The sequence below is a fragment of the Promicromonospora sp. MEB111 genome, from assembly GCF_030209445.1.
GTDB lineage: Bacteria > Actinomycetota > Actinomycetes > Actinomycetales > Cellulomonadaceae > Promicromonospora.
In genome coordinates this window covers 180,244-194,208 of sequence record NZ_JARVSD010000004.1, presented here as the reverse complement: position 1 = coordinate 194,208, position 13,965 = coordinate 180,244, and the positions used below count along the sequence as shown (strand labels likewise).

At 73.2% G+C, this 13,965-nt stretch carries 11 protein-coding genes; all 11 read right to left on the bottom strand.

Annotated elements, in window-relative coordinates; genetic code table 11:
* Positions 1-113 precede the first annotated feature (113 nt).
* Positions 114-584: a cell division protein SepF gene (locus QRN56_RS04475; RefSeq protein WP_182614681.1), complete on the bottom strand. Its 471-nt coding sequence runs from the start codon at positions 582-584 to the stop codon at positions 114-116.
* A 271-nt stretch (positions 585-855) separates the two neighbouring features.
* On the bottom strand, positions 856-1,650 hold the full coding sequence (gene pgeF / locus QRN56_RS04470; RefSeq protein ID WP_285101506.1) for a peptidoglycan editing factor PgeF: 795 nt from the start codon (positions 1,648-1,650) through the stop codon (positions 856-858).
* Positions 1,651-1,672: 22 nt separating this feature from the next.
* Complete coding sequence (ftsZ, locus tag QRN56_RS04465; RefSeq protein WP_285101504.1) at positions 1,673-3,013, bottom strand: cell division protein FtsZ; 1,341 nt, start codon at positions 3,011-3,013, stop codon at positions 1,673-1,675.
* 226 nt (positions 3,014-3,239) lie between these two features.
* Positions 3,240-4,235, bottom strand: a complete 996-nt coding sequence (locus QRN56_RS04460; protein WP_285101503.1) for a cell division protein FtsQ/DivIB — start codon at positions 4,233-4,235, stop codon at positions 3,240-3,242.
* Positions 4,235-5,737, bottom strand: a complete 1,503-nt coding sequence (gene murC / locus QRN56_RS04455) for a UDP-N-acetylmuramate--L-alanine ligase (protein WP_285101501.1) — start codon at positions 5,735-5,737, stop codon at positions 4,235-4,237. The genes QRN56_RS04460 and murC overlap by 1 nt, the downstream gene beginning before the upstream one ends.
* Positions 5,734-6,888 (bottom strand): undecaprenyldiphospho-muramoylpentapeptide beta-N-acetylglucosaminyltransferase, encoded by a 1,155-nt coding sequence (murG, locus tag QRN56_RS04450; RefSeq protein ID WP_285101499.1) that lies wholly within the window; start codon positions 6,886-6,888, stop codon positions 5,734-5,736. Before murG ends, murC begins: the two co-directional genes overlap by 4 nt.
* 93 nt (positions 6,889-6,981) lie before the next feature.
* The gene (gene ftsW / locus QRN56_RS04445; protein ID WP_285101497.1) at positions 6,982-8,229 is read right to left on the bottom strand and encodes a putative lipid II flippase FtsW; all 1,248 of its coding nucleotides are present in this window, start codon (positions 8,227-8,229) and stop codon (positions 6,982-6,984) included.
* A gap of 20 nt (positions 8,230-8,249) precedes the next feature.
* Entirely contained in the window at positions 8,250-9,722 is a 1,473-nt protein-coding gene (murD, locus tag QRN56_RS04440; protein WP_285101495.1) for a UDP-N-acetylmuramoyl-L-alanine--D-glutamate ligase, read from the bottom strand.
* The gene (gene mraY / locus QRN56_RS04435) at positions 9,719-10,801 is read right to left on the bottom strand and encodes a phospho-N-acetylmuramoyl-pentapeptide-transferase (RefSeq protein WP_285101493.1); all 1,083 of its coding nucleotides are present in this window, start codon (positions 10,799-10,801) and stop codon (positions 9,719-9,721) included. Before mraY ends, murD begins: the two co-directional genes overlap by 4 nt.
* The gene (locus QRN56_RS04430) at positions 10,798-12,264 is read right to left on the bottom strand and encodes a UDP-N-acetylmuramoyl-tripeptide--D-alanyl-D-alanine ligase (RefSeq protein WP_285101491.1); all 1,467 of its coding nucleotides are present in this window, start codon (positions 12,262-12,264) and stop codon (positions 10,798-10,800) included. The genes mraY and QRN56_RS04430 overlap by 4 nt, the downstream gene beginning before the upstream one ends.
* Before the next feature lie 70 nt (positions 12,265-12,334).
* Positions 12,335-13,912: a UDP-N-acetylmuramoyl-L-alanyl-D-glutamate--2,6-diaminopimelate ligase gene (locus tag QRN56_RS04425; RefSeq protein ID WP_285101489.1), complete on the bottom strand. Its 1,578-nt coding sequence runs from the start codon at positions 13,910-13,912 to the stop codon at positions 12,335-12,337.
* Positions 13,913-13,965 lie beyond the last annotated feature (53 nt).

Genomic DNA, 13,965 nt, shown 5'->3' with positions numbered 1-13,965 from the left:
TAACGTGTTCGCACTCCGGATCCCATGAGCCCGTGCGGATGCGATGTGGGGACAGACGTGAGCGGGGAGCGTTCGCCGTGTGGCGACCGCCCCCCGCTCAGGTCTCGTGGTGGTCAGCTCTGGTTGTAGAAGCCGCCGCGTCCGTTCGGCTTCTCGGTGGCGACCTGCTCCTCGGCCGCGATCTCCACGTGCTCGGGAGAGAGCAGGAAGACCTTGTTGGTCACCCGCTCGATCGAGCCGTGCAGGCCGAAGATGAGGCCGGCCGAGAAGTCGACCAGGCGCTTGGCGTCGGCGTCGTCCATGTCGGAGAGGTTCATGATGACGGGAGTGCCGGCGCGGAAAGCCTCGCCGATGCTCCGTGCGTCGTTGTACGAGCGCGGGTGCACGGTCGTGATGCGGCGCAGCTCCCCCGTGGAGAGCGCCTGGTGGGGCACGCCATCGCGGTGCAGCGGCGTGACCTGCGCGTGTCGGTGGTCCTCCACGTTCTCCTCCAGGCCCTCGTCGTACTCGTCGAGGTACTCCTGCTCGCCCTGATCGTCGGCGAGGCCCAGATACAGCATGGTCTTGCGAAGCGCTCCGGCCATCGCTCACTCTCCGTTCGTCGCCTGCTGTGCGTCCTTCTGTCTGTGTCCCAGCGGGCCCGTACAACAGGTCCGACCTTGACCTCCGACCGAGGTCGTCTTGACAAAAGTAGCCCGGCGCAATCCGACCCGGAAGTGCGACACGCCGTGCCACGAACAACTTTGCCAAAGTTGTTCAGCGATTGCTCGCTAAAAACGACATCCGTGTGATTTCGCAGGTCAGGGCACTGTTGTCGGCGTGTCGCGGATGTGGCGGGAATCCGCCACGGCGGGCTCAGAACAGCGCCACGACGCCCGCCTGCCGTCCGGTCGTGACGCCGGTCACGCTCGCCCGGCGGTGCGAGAACAGCTCCGGGTCCTCCAGCGTGCAGCGCTCGACCTGCGTGACCGCCACCCCCCGGGAGACGAGCTGCGCGACCACCCCTGCGGGCAGGTCGAGGCCCGGCGTGCCGTCGCTCGTGGTCGCGAAGGTCTCGGGCACGACCGCGGCCACCTCGTCGCGCATCGCGGCGGGCACCTCGTAGCACCGCCCGCACACCGCGGGCCCGACGGCGGCGCGCACGCTCTCGGGATCCGCGCCCCGGGCGACCAGCGAGTCCAGCGCCCGGTGCACCACGCCGGCCAGCACACCCTTGCGCCCGGCGTGCGCGACGGCGACCACGCGGGCCACCGGGTCGGCGAGCAGCACCGGCACGCAGTCGGCGACCAGCACCCCGAGGCCCAGCCCGCGCTCGGAGGTGACGAGGGCGTCGCCCTCCCCCGCGGTGGCCGGCGGCCGGGGCGCGGCCCACAGCGCGCGCTCGGTCGCGCCGAGCTCCAGCACGACGTCGCCGTGCACCTGGGTGGCGAACGCGACCGGCGCGCCGAGACGCTCGGCGGCACGGGACCGGTTGACCGCGACCCGCGCGTCGTCGTCGGACACGTTCAGGCCCAGGTTGAGACCTCCGCCGCCGTCCGCGGCCGCCCACGGGGCGGGCGAGACGCCGCCCGCGCTGGACGTGAAGAAGGCGTGCACCCCGTCGCCCAGGTCGACGGGGTGCACGCCTGCAAGAGTCCGGGTTTCGCTCACGGGTGCGAGGTTACCCGGCCGGTCACTTCAGGAAGTCGGGGACGTCCAGGTCCTCCGTGGAACGACGCGGGTTCTCGTCGTACAGCGGCGGGACCTCGACACGCTCGCCCTGCTCGCGCCCCACCTCCTGGCGGTTGAACGAGCCCTGCACCACGACGGCCGGCTCGTCCAGCGTGCGCGGCACGTCGTCCGAACCCTCGTCGTCGATCACGCGGGGCAGCGTGGACACGGGCGCCGGCTGGTGCGTCGGCGGGACCGACGGCGGCATGCCGTTCACCCCGGTGTGCTCGGGCGCGCGGCGGGCGGCGTCCGACACGTCGGGCAGCGGGACCGGCGCGGTGGCGGGGCTGCGCGAGCCCGTCCCGACCGCACCGGCGACCTGGCCGAGCGCGCGGTTGTCCTTGCGCTCCTTGGGCAGGCCGCCGTCGAAGCCGGCCGCGATGACGGTGACCCGCACCTCGTCGCCCAGCGCGTCGTCGATGACCGTACCGAAGATGATGTTCGCCTCCGGGTGCGCGGCCTCCTGCACCAGGCGCGCGGCCTCGTGCACCTCGAACAGGCCGAGGTCGCTGCCGCCCTGGATCGAGAGCAGCACGCCGTGCGCGCCGTCGATCGAGGCCTCGAGCAGCGGCGACGAGATCGCCAGCTCGGCGGCCTGCACCGCACGGTCCTCGCCGCGCGCGGAGCCGATGCCCATGAGCGCCGAGCCCGCACCCTGCATGACCGACTTCACGTCGGCGAAGTCGAGGTTGATCAGGCCGGGCGTGGTGATGAGGTCGGTGATGCCCTGCACGCCGGAGTGCAGCACCTGGTCCGCCGAGTGGAACGCCGCGATGGCGGACACGTTCCGGTCGGACATCGACAGGAGCCGGTCGTTCGGGATGACGATCAGCGTGTCGACCTCGTCGCGGAGGTTCTCGATGCCGCTCTCGGCCTGGACCGCGCGGCGCCGGCCCTCGAACGTGAACGGGCGCGTCACCACGCCGACGGTCAGCGCGCCGAGCGAGCGCGCGATGCGCGCCACGACCGGGGCGCCGCCCGTGCCGGTGCCGCCGCCCTCGCCCGCGGTGACGAAGACCATGTCGGCGCCGCGCAGGACGTCCTCGATCTCCTCGGCGTGGTCCTCGGCGGCCTTCTTGCCGACCTCGGGGTCCGCGCCGGCGCCGAGGCCGCGCGTGAGCTCGCGCCCGACGTCGAGCTTGACGTCGGCGTCCGACATCAGGAGCGCCTGTGCGTCGGTGTTGATCGCGATGAACTCGACGCCCTTGAGGCCGACCTCGATCATGCGGTTGACGGCGTTCACACCACCGCCGCCGATACCGACCACCTTGATTACTGCCAGGTAGTTCTGCGGAGTTGCCACGTCGTCGCCTTTCGATTCGGGTCCCGAGTCCCGACTCTCATCCCTCCCAAAGTCTCAGGTTGAGGTAGAGGGTTAGAGTTATGTCAGGTTGCTGCTGAGTTCGACGGTAGGTGTGCCGCCGGGGTGTGTCGAAGACATCGTTGCGCGTGTCGCGCAACGATGCACGCGAGAAATCACACCGATGTTATTCCTGGTCGGTGCGTGACCTGCTCGGTAGGTGGCCTGGTCAGTGCGTGACCGGCAGGCCGGGCGACGACACGTCGACGGTGGTCGCCGTCGGCTCCGCCCGCAGCAGCGTCTGCGCGACCTTCGTCTTGAGCGGTACGTCCGCGCCGCTCCCCCACCGGATCACGCGCCCGTCGGACAGCGTGGTCCGCACGTCGTCCTGCGTCGCCGCGCTCACCGTCGTGATGTCGGCCGCCAGCTTCGGCGGCAGCGCGCCGAGCACCGCGAGAGCAGCGTCCAGGGCGCGGCGGCCGGCCCCGGCGTCGGACAGCGAGGTCACGATCGAGGGCAGGCCGTCGGGCACCTCCTCGGCGGTCCCGACGCGGACACCCTCGGCGTCCATCAGCGCGTACACGTCGCCCGGCTGTGGCACCGCGGCGACCGGCTCGCGCGAGGTGAGCTCCACCGTGAGCCCGTCGGGCCAGGCCCGCGTGATCCGCACGTTCTTCACGGCGTTCATCGCGAGGATCTCCTCGCGCAGGCCCACCGTGTCCAGGCGCGGCAGGGGCACGCCCGCCTCGTCGGTCACGGCCTCGCGCACCTCGCCGACGTCGACCGTGGTGCCCTCCCCGGTGACCCGCACCTGCTCCGCGTCGAGCGCGAACAGCGGCGAGACGAGCGCCGCCCACCCGAGTCCCGCCGCGACCGCGACCGCGAACGCGGTCCAGCCGATCCGGCGCCACACGCGGTAGCGCGCCATCGCGGTGCGCTCCGCGAGCCGGTCGGCGAGCTGGTCCGAGACCACACCCACCCGGCCGCCCGCGGACGGCGTCGCGCCGGTCGCGGGACGCTCCTGCCGGGCCGGCCGCGATCGGCCCGTCTCCTGCCGGTCGCCGCCGGGCCGGCCGCCGACCGACCGGTCCCGCCGGGCCTCGTCCTGCAGGTCCCGGCCCCGGTGGTCCGCCTCCGGCCCTCCCCGGTCCTGTGTGGCCGCGCCCTGGTCCGCCGGGCGCGGCCGTGCCGTGCCCGCGGCGCGAGGGCGCGCGGGCGGGCGCATCAGTCCTCGCCCAGCCCCGGCGTACCGGTCGCCACGCGGCCCGCGAGGCGCGCCAGCACGGCGGGTCCGAGCTGGGTGACGTCGCCGGCGCCCACCGTGAGCACCACGTCGCCCGGCCGGGCGAGGTCGGCGATCACGTGCGCGGCGTCGAGCCGGTCCGGCACCGCGTAGGCGGCGCCGTGGTCGGTCATGAGGTCCACGATCGTGTTCGGCGTGACCGTCGGGTCAAGCTCCTCGCGCGCCCCGTAGATGTCCGTGACCACCACCTCGTCGGCGGCGGACAGCTCCTGCGCGAACCGGTCGGCGAACGTCTTGGTGCGCGAGTACAGGTGCGGCTGGAACAGCACGAGCACCCGGCCGCCGTCGGCGATCTCGCGGGCCGCCGTCAGCACGGCCTTGATCTCCGTGGGGTGGTGGGCGTAGTCGTCGACGACGAGCACGCCGTCGGCCTGGCCCTTCTCCTCGAAGCGGCGGCCCGTGCCGATGAACGCCTCGACGCCGGCGACCGCCTGCTCGGCGGGCACGCCGAGCAGCACCGACGCGATGACGGCGGCGGTCGCGTTGAGCACGTTGTGCTTGCCGGGGACCGACAGGCGCATCGGGATGCCGGGCACGCTGCCGGACACGCCGGCGCCGTCGGCCACCTGCTCGTTGGTGCCCAGCACGTCGCCGCGCAGCACCGCGGTGGTGCCCTCCGGCGTCGTGGAGATGTCGGTGACCCGCACGCGGGCGGTGTCGTTGGTGCCGTAGGTGATGACGTGGCCGCCGGTGGCGCAGATCGTGGCGCCCACCGACAGCGAGCCCTCGTCGTCGGCGCAGGCGATGAGCCAGCCCTCGGGCACCAGGCGGCGCGCGAACCGGATGAACGCGCCGTTGAACGCCTCCGGGGTGCCGTAGTGGTCCAGGTGGTCGGCCTCGACGTTGGTCACCACGGCGATGGTGGGCGTGTAGTTGAGGAACGAGCCGTCCGACTCGTCGGCCTCCGCCACGAGCACGTCGGACGAGCCCAGGTGGCCGCCCGGCGTCGAGCCGCTGGCGGTGCGCACCGTGCTGCCGATCGCGTACGACGGGTCCAGCCCCGCCTCGCGCAGGATCGTCGCGACCATGGCGGACGTCGTCGTCTTGCCGTGCGCGCCGGCGACGGCGACGCCGCGCGACCCCTCCATCAGCGCGGCCAGGGCCTGCGAGCGGTGGAGCACGTTGAGGCGTCGGGACCGGGCAGCGGAGAGCTCCGGGTTGTCCTCGTGCACGGCGCTGGAGATCACCACGGTGTCGGCGCCGGTGAGGTGGGCGGCGTCGTGGCCCACCCACACCTTGATGCCCTCTTCCCGCAGCGCCGCGAGGGCTTCCGACTCGGCGGCGTCGGAGCCCTGCACGGCGACCCCGCGCCCGGCGAGCAGCCGCGCGACGACGGACATGCCCGCCCCGCCGATGCCGATCATGTGGACGCGGCCGAGCTTCGCGACCTGATCCGCCATCTGATCCGTGACCGTGGTGCTCATGACCTGACCTCCGTGGTGTCGGTACCTGCTGACCGTACGGCTTGCTCGACGAGATCGACGACACGAGCCGCGCCGTCGCTGGTGCCGGCCGACCCCGCGGCCTTCGCCATGACACCGAGCCGCTCGCGGTCCGCGAGCAGCGTGGGAACGTTCTGGGCCACCCAGGCGGGCGTGACGTCGGCGTCGTCCACCAGGAGGCCGCCACCGGCCTCGACCAGCGGGGCGGCGTTCAGCCGCTGCTCGCCGTTACCGATCGGCAGCGGCACGTAGACGGCCGGGATGCCGAGCGCGGCCAGCTCGGCGACGGAGCCCGCGCCGGAGCGGCAGACCACGAGGTCGGCCACCGCGTAGGCGTGCTCCATCTGCTCGAGGTACTCGCGCACCTGGTAGCGCGCCGTGTCGACGCCGGCGACCGTCTCGAGCACCTCGTCACTCTTGCCCTTGCCCGTCAGGTGCAGCACCTGCGCACCCGCCGCGAGGATCTGGGTGGCGGCGCCCGAGACGGCGCGGTTCAGGCTCAGGGCGCCCAGCGAGCCGCCGGTGACCACGAGGGTCGGCAGCGCGGGGTCGAGGCCGAGCTCGGCGGCGGCCCGGGCGCGCACGCCGGCGGCGTCGGCCTCGCGCGCCTGGACCAGGCCCGCGATGGCCTGCCGCAGCGGCAGGCCCGTGAGGATGCCGCCGCGCAGCGGCGTGCCGGCGAAGGTGACGCCCACGCGCGAGGCCCACCGCGCGCCGAGCCGGTTGGCGAGGCCCGGGCGGGCGTTCTGCTCGTGGATCACGATGGGCACGCCCTTGCGCTTGGCCGCGAGGTAGGCCGGGGTGGCGACGTAGCCGCCGAACCCGATCACGGCCTGCGCGCCGATCTCGTCGATCGCGTCCTCCGCGGCTCGCACCGCGGCCGTCAGCCGGCCGGGCAGCCGCAGCAGCTCGGGGCTCGGGCGGCGCGGCAGCGGCACGCGCGGGATCGGGCGCAGCTCGTAGCCGCGCGACGGCACGAGGTCGGCCTCCAGGCCGGTGGTGGTGCCGAGCGCGAGCACGCGCGCGCCGGGCTCCCGGCGCCGCACCTCGTCGGCCACCGCGAGCAGGGGGTTCACGTGTCCCGCGGTGCCGCCTCCGGCAAGCACCACCGACACAACTGCTGAGCTCATCATCACCTTCTCGTCGTCGCCCGGGCCCGGGCGAATCGATCGCGACGCGGCCTGTCGTGCAGGATCTGGTCACAGATCAGGCCGCCGTGCACATTTCTACCGTCTCCTGACCGCGCCGCCCAGCACGGCCAGTGACTTGCGGACGACGCTACCGCGTGCAGCGAGTGCCTTGGCAGCCCCCGGCTCCGTCCGGGCGAACGAGATCACCATCCCGAGCGCGGCCATCGTGGTGATCAGCGCCGAGCCGCCGGCGGACACCAGCGGCAGCGGCACGCCGATCACCGGCAGCACCCCGATGACCACGCCGATGTTCACGAACGCCTGGCCCACGATCCAGCAGCCGACGGCGGCCGTGGTCACCTTGACGAACGGGTCCTTGTGCCGCTGGATCACGCGGCTCATCGCCAGGCCCAGCACGGCGAACAGCGCGAGCACCAGCACCGTGCCGAACAGGCCGAGCTCCTCGCCGATCACGGCGAAGATGAAGTCGTTGTGCGCCTCGGGCAGGTAGTTCCACTTCTCGCGGCTGCCGCCCAGCCCCACGCCCCACAGGCCGCCGGTGCCCAGCCCGAACAGGCCGTGCAGGGACTGGTAGCACTCCGAGGTCTCGTCGCACTCGGCGCCGTAGGTCGCGATGATGCGCTGGAGCCGGTCGCCCGACCCCTGCTGCAGGATGAACACGTACCCGACCACGAACGCCGCCAGCGCGCTGCCCAGCCCCATCAGTGACAAGGGCACGCCCGCGACCAGGAAGGCGCCCGCCACGAGCAGGCCCATCACCAGCGCCGTGCCGAGGTCGCCCCCGGCGAGCACCAGGCCCATGACCGCGACGGCGCCGGGCACCGCGGGCAGGATCGAGTGCGACCAGCTCCCCAGCAGCGCCTGCTTGCGGCCCAGGACCGTGCCGAGCCAGACCGCGAGCGCGAGCTTGGCCAGCTCCGAGGGCTGGAACGAGAACGGGCCGAGCTCGAGCCAGTTCTGCTGGCCGTTGCGGATCGAGCCCAGGAAGATCACCGCGACGAGCAGCGCGAGCGCCAGCACCAGGGCGGGCAGCGCGAGCCGCTTGTACCAGCGGATCGGCAGGTGGGCGGCGACCAGCAGCACGGGCAGGCCCATCAGCGCGTACTGCGCCTGGACCAGGAACGCCGCGTACGGCGACTGGCCCTCCGCGATGGAGGTCACCGTCGAGCTGGAGAGCACCATGATCAGGCCGATCACGGTCAGCAGACCGGTGGTGCCCACCAGGAGGTAGTAGCTGGTCACCGTCGAGTTCCACTGGCCGAGCCACGGGCGGTCGGGCGCCTTGCGGTCGGGTGCCTTGCGGCTCGTGGTCGTCGTGGCCATCCCCTGCCCCCTCCCCGCGCTCAGCGCGTGGTGGTGAGGTCACGCACCACGCGGACGAACTCCTCGCCGCGCTGGGCGTACGAGACGAACTGGTCCTGCGACGCGCCCGCCGGGGCCAGCAGCACGGTGTCCCCCGCCTGGGCGAGGTCGCGTGCGGCCGTCACCGCCCGGCGCATCACGGTCTCAGTGTCACCGGGATCGATCACCACAACCGGGACCTTGGGCGCGTGTCGGGCCAGCGTGTCGGCGAGCGGTCCCGGGTCGGCCCCGATCACGACGGCGGCGCGCATCCGGTCCGCGCGCGAGGAGACGAGGTCGTCGAACGTGGCGCCCTTGGCCAGCCCGCCGGCGATCCACACGACGGTGCCGTGCGCGAAGCCCGCCAGGGACGCGGCCGCGGAGTGCGCGTTCGTCGCCTTCGAGTCGTTCACGTACGTGACGCCGCCCGCCTCCGCGACGCGCTGGATCCGGTGCTCGCTGGGTCCGAAGGACCGCAGGCCGTCGCGGACGGCGGACGCGGGCACGCCGTGCGCCCGGGCCAGCGCGGCGGCGGCCAGGGCGTCCGCCACGATGTGCGTGGGCACGACGCCGTTGTGGTCGCCGAGCTGCTTCAGGTCGGCGAGGGTGCCGAGCTCCGCGGCGCTCTTGCGGCGGTCCGGGTCGTCGTGCTCGGCATGGAAGGCACGGTCCACGAGGACGTCGTCGACCAGCCCGAGGTCGCCCGGGCCGGGCGTGCCCACCGCGAAGCCGACGGCGCGGGCGCCCTCGACCACGTCGGCCTCGCGCACGAGGTCCTCGGTGGTCGGGTCCGCGACGTTGTAGACGCAGGCGACCTGGACGCGCTCGAAGATGCGGCCCTTGTCGCGGGTGTAGGCCTCGAGCGAGCCGTGCCAGTCGAGGTGGTCGGCGGACACGTTCAGCACCGCGCCGGCCTGCAGCGACATGGTGTGCGTGAAGTGGAGCTGGAAGCTGGACAGCTCCACGGCGATCACGTCGAGCGCGGGGTCCAGGACTGCCTCCACCAGCGAGCGGCCCACGTTCCCGACGGCGGCGGTGCGCAGTCCCGCGGCCCGCAAGATCGCCGCCAGCATCTCCACGGTGGTCGTCTTGCCGTTGGAGCCGGTGATCCCGAGCCACGCGGCCGGCTCGTCGGTGCCCAGGCGGTTCGCGCGCAGGCGCCAGGCGAGCTCGACCTCGCTCCACACGGGCACGCCCGCGGCGAGGGCCGCGGCGACCAGCGGGTGGTGCGGCGGGAAGCCCGGCGAGGCGACGAGCAGGTCCGCCTGCGCGACGAGGGCGGCCGCGCCATCGGCGTCGAGCCGTCCGTGGTCGGCGTCGTGCGCCTTGTCGTCCACGGTGACCAGGGACGCGACCCGCGGTTCGAGCACCCGCTGGAGCGACCGGCCGGTGACGCCAAGGCCTGCCAGGACCACGCGAGCCTCCGCCAGGGGGACGCGCGGCTCGACCGTGCCGTAGGTGTCGGCCTCGGTCACGAGGCCACCCACTCGGCGTAGAAGATGCCCATGCCCAGGCCGGCGAGCAGGCCCGCGATGAGCCAGAACCGGATGACGATGGTCACCTCGCCCCACCCGGACAGCTCGAAGTGGTGCTGCAGCGGCGCCATCTTGAACACGCGCCGGCCGGTCATCTTGAAGAAGCCCACCTGGATCACCACGGACGAGACGATGAGCACGAACATGCCGCCCAGCAGCACGGCCAGCAGCTCGGTGCGGCTCAGGATCGACAGGCCGGCCAGCGCGCCGCCCAGGGCGAGCGAGCCGGTGTCACCCATGAAGATCTTGGCGGGGTTGGCGTTCCACCACAGGAAGCCGACGCAGGCGCCCGTGACGGCGGCCGCGACGATGGCGAGGTCCTGCGGGTCGCGCACCTCGTAACACCGTGGTCCGGCCGTGGCCAGGAACTGGCACGACTGGTTGAGCTGCCAGATGCCGACCAGCACGTACGCGCCGAAGGTGATGATCGAGACGCCGGTGGCCAGGCCGTCCAGGCCGTCGGTCAGGTTCACCGCGTTGGACCAGGCCGAGACCAGCAGGTTGGCCCAGATGACGAACAGGATCAGGCCCACGGTCGCGCCGGCGAACGCCAGGTCGAACTCGGTGTCGCGCAGGAACGAGATCTTGGTGGAGGCCGGGGTGCGCGAGTTCTCGTTGGGGAACTGCAGCGCGAGCACCGCGAACGAGATGCCGACGATGCCCTGTCCGATCAGCTTGGCGCGCGCCGTCAGGCCGAGCGACCGCTGCTTGCGGATCTTGGTGAAGTCGTCGAGGAACCCGACCAGGCCGAGGCCCGCCATGAGGTAGAGCGCGAGCAGCGCGGAGACGCTCGGCAGTCGCCCCGACACCAGCATGGAGGCCGCGACGCCGACCAGGGTGGCCGCGATCATGACGACGCCGCCCATGGTGGGGGTACCGCGCTTGGTGAAGTGCCCCGTGGGGCCGTCCTCGCGGACGAACTGGCCGTAGTTCTTGTGGACCAGGAACCGGATGAAGACCGGTGTGCCCAGCAGGGCCACGAGCAGCGCCACCGCGGCGCTGACCAGGATCGCGATCACTTGTTGTTGTCCTTAGCGGTCAGAGCCATCGACAGGTGGTCGCCGAGCTCCCAGAGTCCGGAGCCGAGCGAAGACTTCACGAGCACGACGTCGCCGGGCTCCAGCGACTCGTCCAGCATTGCGCGGGCGGCGTCCAGGTCGGGCACGAAGATCGACTCCGACCCCCAGGACCCCTCCTGCATGGCGCCCTCATGGATGTGATAGGCGCCGTCGCCCACCACGACGAGCTGCTTGATGTTCAGCCGTACCACGAGGCGGCCGATCTCGTCGTGCGCGGCGCGCGCGCCTTCACCGAGCTCTCGCATCTCGCCGAGCACCGCGACGGAGCGGCGGGTACGCCCGGCCATCACCGCGAGGGTGCGCAGGGCGGCCTTCATCGAGTCCGGGTTCGCGTTGTACGCGTCGTCGATCACGGTGACGCCGTCCGGCCGCTCGGTGACGGCCATGCGGTGCGGGCTGCGGGCGGTCGCGGCGGAGAGCCGCTGCGCGACGTCAGGCAGGGACACCCCGAGGCGCAGGGCGACCGTGGCGGCCGCGAGCGCGTTGCTCACGTGGTGGGGGCCGACGAGCTGGAGGGCGACGTCAGCGCGCTGCTCGCCTTCCCCGGACGACGCGGCTCCCGCCGCGACGCGGAGCGTGAAGCTCGCGCGGCCCGTGGCGTCGACCGTGATGTCCTCGGCGCGGACGTCGGCGGACGGGATGGTGCCGAAGGTCTGCAGGGTCGTGCCGGGGGCGGCCTGGCCGGCCATGGCGGCGACCCGCAGGTCGTCGGCGTTGAGCACCACGGTGCCGCCGTCGACCACGCCGGAGACCATCTCGGCCTTGGTCTTCGCGATGGCCTCGACGCTGCCGAAGTGGCCCACGTGGGCCACGCCCACGGCGAGCACGACGCCGACGTCGGGCGGCGCGATGCGCGTGAGGTAGGCGATGTTGCCGATGCGGTCGGCGCCCATCTCGGCCACCAGGTACCGGGTCTGCCCGGTGACGCGGAGCACCGTGAGCGGCAGGCCGATCTCGTTGTTGAACGAGCCGGCGGGGACGATGATCGCGTCCTCGCCCGCTTCAGGGGCCAGGAGCTGGCCGAGCAGGTCCTTGGTGGTGGTCTTGCCGACCGAGCCGGTCACGCCGATCACCCGGGGCGCCTCGCCGTCGGCGGCCGTTTCGCGGACCGTCGCCAGCACGTACCGGGCGAGCTCGCCCAGGGCCTCCTGCGGGTCGTCCACGACGACGGTCGGCAGGCCGTCGAGCTCGCGGCCCGCCAGCACCAGCGCGGCACCCGCCGCGACCGCTCGGGCCGCGAAGTCGTGCCCGTCCACCCGCTCCCCTGGCAGGGCCACGAACAGGGCACCCGGCCCGGCCTCGCGCGAGTCGATGATCACCGCCCCCGTGACCGTGACGTCCGGGTCGGCGTGCAGCCGCCCGCCGGTGGCTGCGGCGACCTGTGCCGCAGTCAGCTCGATCATGCCTGTGTCGTCCTCTCCTGCGTGGGTCCTGCTGGGGTAGCGCGTGCTGGGTACTGCTCCGCCTGCCGGGTCACGCGCCGCGGGCCGCCAGTGCGGCGCGCGCCTCGACCCGGTCGTCGAGCACGTGGTCCACGCCGGCGATCTCCTGGATCGTCTCGTGCCCGCGACCCGCCACCAGCACGGTGTCGTCCGGACCGGCCGCCAGGATCGCGGTGCGGATGGCATCCGCGCGCGGGGCGACCTCGTGGACCTCCACCGTACGCGAGCCGTCGTCGTCCACGGTCTCCACGGTGCCGCCCGGCGCGGCGACGCCGGTCCCGGCCAGGACCTCGGTCCGCACCTTGGCGGGGTCCTCGTCGTGCGGGTCGTCGTCCGTGACGTAGACGACGTCGGCGCCGCGCACCGCCGCCGCGCCCATGAAGGGGCGCTTGCCGGGGTCGCGGTCGCCCGTGGCGCCGAAGACGACGGCGAGCCGGCCCGCCGTCGTCGGGCGCAGGGCCGCGAGGGCGAGCTCCAGGGCCTCGGTGTTGTGCGCGAAGTCCACGACCACGCGCGGGGCCGTGGCCAGCACCTCCATGCGGCCGGGCACCGTGGCGCTCAGGCCGTCGGCGGCCGCCAGCGCCTCGGTGACGTCGCGGATGTCCGAGCCGCCCTCCAGCACCATCGCGACGGCGAGGGCCGCGTTGGCCACGTTGTAGCCGCCCGGCAGCGAGGTGGAGGTGCGCAGCGTGCGGCCGTCGTGGTGCGTCAGCGTGAAGGCGGACCCGGTGCCGTGCGGCGCGACGTCGGTCACGACCCAGTCGGCGGCCTTGCCCGGCAGGGTGGTGAGCGTCGCGACCGGGATCTGGGCCTCGTTCGCCATGCGGTCGCCCCAGGCGTCGTCGACGGTGACGACGCCGCGGCGGGCGCGGGCGGGTGTGAACAGGTCGGCCTTGGTGGCGAAGTAGGACTCGAAGTCGCCGTGGAAGTCCAGGTGGTCCTGCGTCAGGTTGGTGAACCCCGCGACCCCGAACACGATGCCGTCCACGCGGTGCTGCGCCAGGGCGTGGGAGGAGACCTCCATGGCCAGGGTGCGTACGTGGTCCTCGCGCATCGCGGCGAGCAGCGCCTGGAGGTCGGCGGCCTCGGGCGTGGTCAGCGTGCTGGCGATGACCCGGTCCCCGGAGCGCGTCTCGACGGTGCCGATCAGGCCGCCGATCCAGCCCAGCGCCCGCAGCAGGTGGTCGAGCTGGTAGGTCGTGGTGGTCTTGCCGTTGGTACCGGTGACGCCGAAGGTCATCAGGTCCTCGGCGGGGTTGCCCAGCACCCAGGCGGCGACCTGGCCGAGGATGGCGCGGGGGTCGTCGGCGACGATGACCGGTGTGGTGCTGCCGGGCCCGATCAGCTCGGCCCCGCGTGCGTCCGTGAGGATCGCGGTGGCCCCGCGCCCGACGGCGTCCGCGGCGAACTGCGCACCGTGCGCGCGGGCGCCGGGCAGGGCCACGAAGAGGTCCCCCGGCTGCGCGACCCGGTTGTCCGAGGCGACGCAGGTGACCGTGGCGTCAGCGGCGTGACCTGGGGCGATGGTGAGGCCGAAGGCGACGGCGAGGTCCGAGACCTGGCGCGCTGTCGTGGCGGCCGGTCGGATCCGGTCGATCGGGGATGTCACGGAGAAGAACCTACCGTCTCTGGGGACGGGGTCTCGTCCTGGGTGTGGGCCTT

What these genes read in the sequence shown, in the direction of transcription:
- QRN56_RS04475 (WP_182614681.1), bottom strand. Translation starts at nt 584, where the DNA reads ATGGCCGGAGCGCTTCGCAAGACCATGCTGTATCTGGGCCTCGCCGAC.
- QRN56_RS04460 (WP_285101503.1), bottom strand. Translation starts at nt 4,235, where the DNA reads ATGCGCCCGCCCGCGCGCCCTCGCGCCGCGGGCACGGCACGGCCGCGC.
- murC (WP_285101501.1), bottom strand. Translation starts at nt 5,737, where the DNA reads ATGAGCACCACGGTCACGGATCAGATGGCGGATCAGGTCGCGAAGCTC.
- murG (WP_285101499.1), bottom strand. Translation starts at nt 6,888, where the DNA reads ATGATGAGCTCAGCAGTTGTGTCGGTGGTGCTTGCCGGAGGCGGCACC.
- ftsW (WP_285101497.1), bottom strand. Translation starts at nt 8,229, where the DNA reads ATGGCCACGACGACCACGAGCCGCAAGGCACCCGACCGCAAGGCGCCC.
- QRN56_RS04430 (WP_285101491.1), bottom strand. Translation starts at nt 12,264, where the DNA reads ATGATCGAGCTGACTGCGGCACAGGTCGCCGCAGCCACCGGCGGGCGG.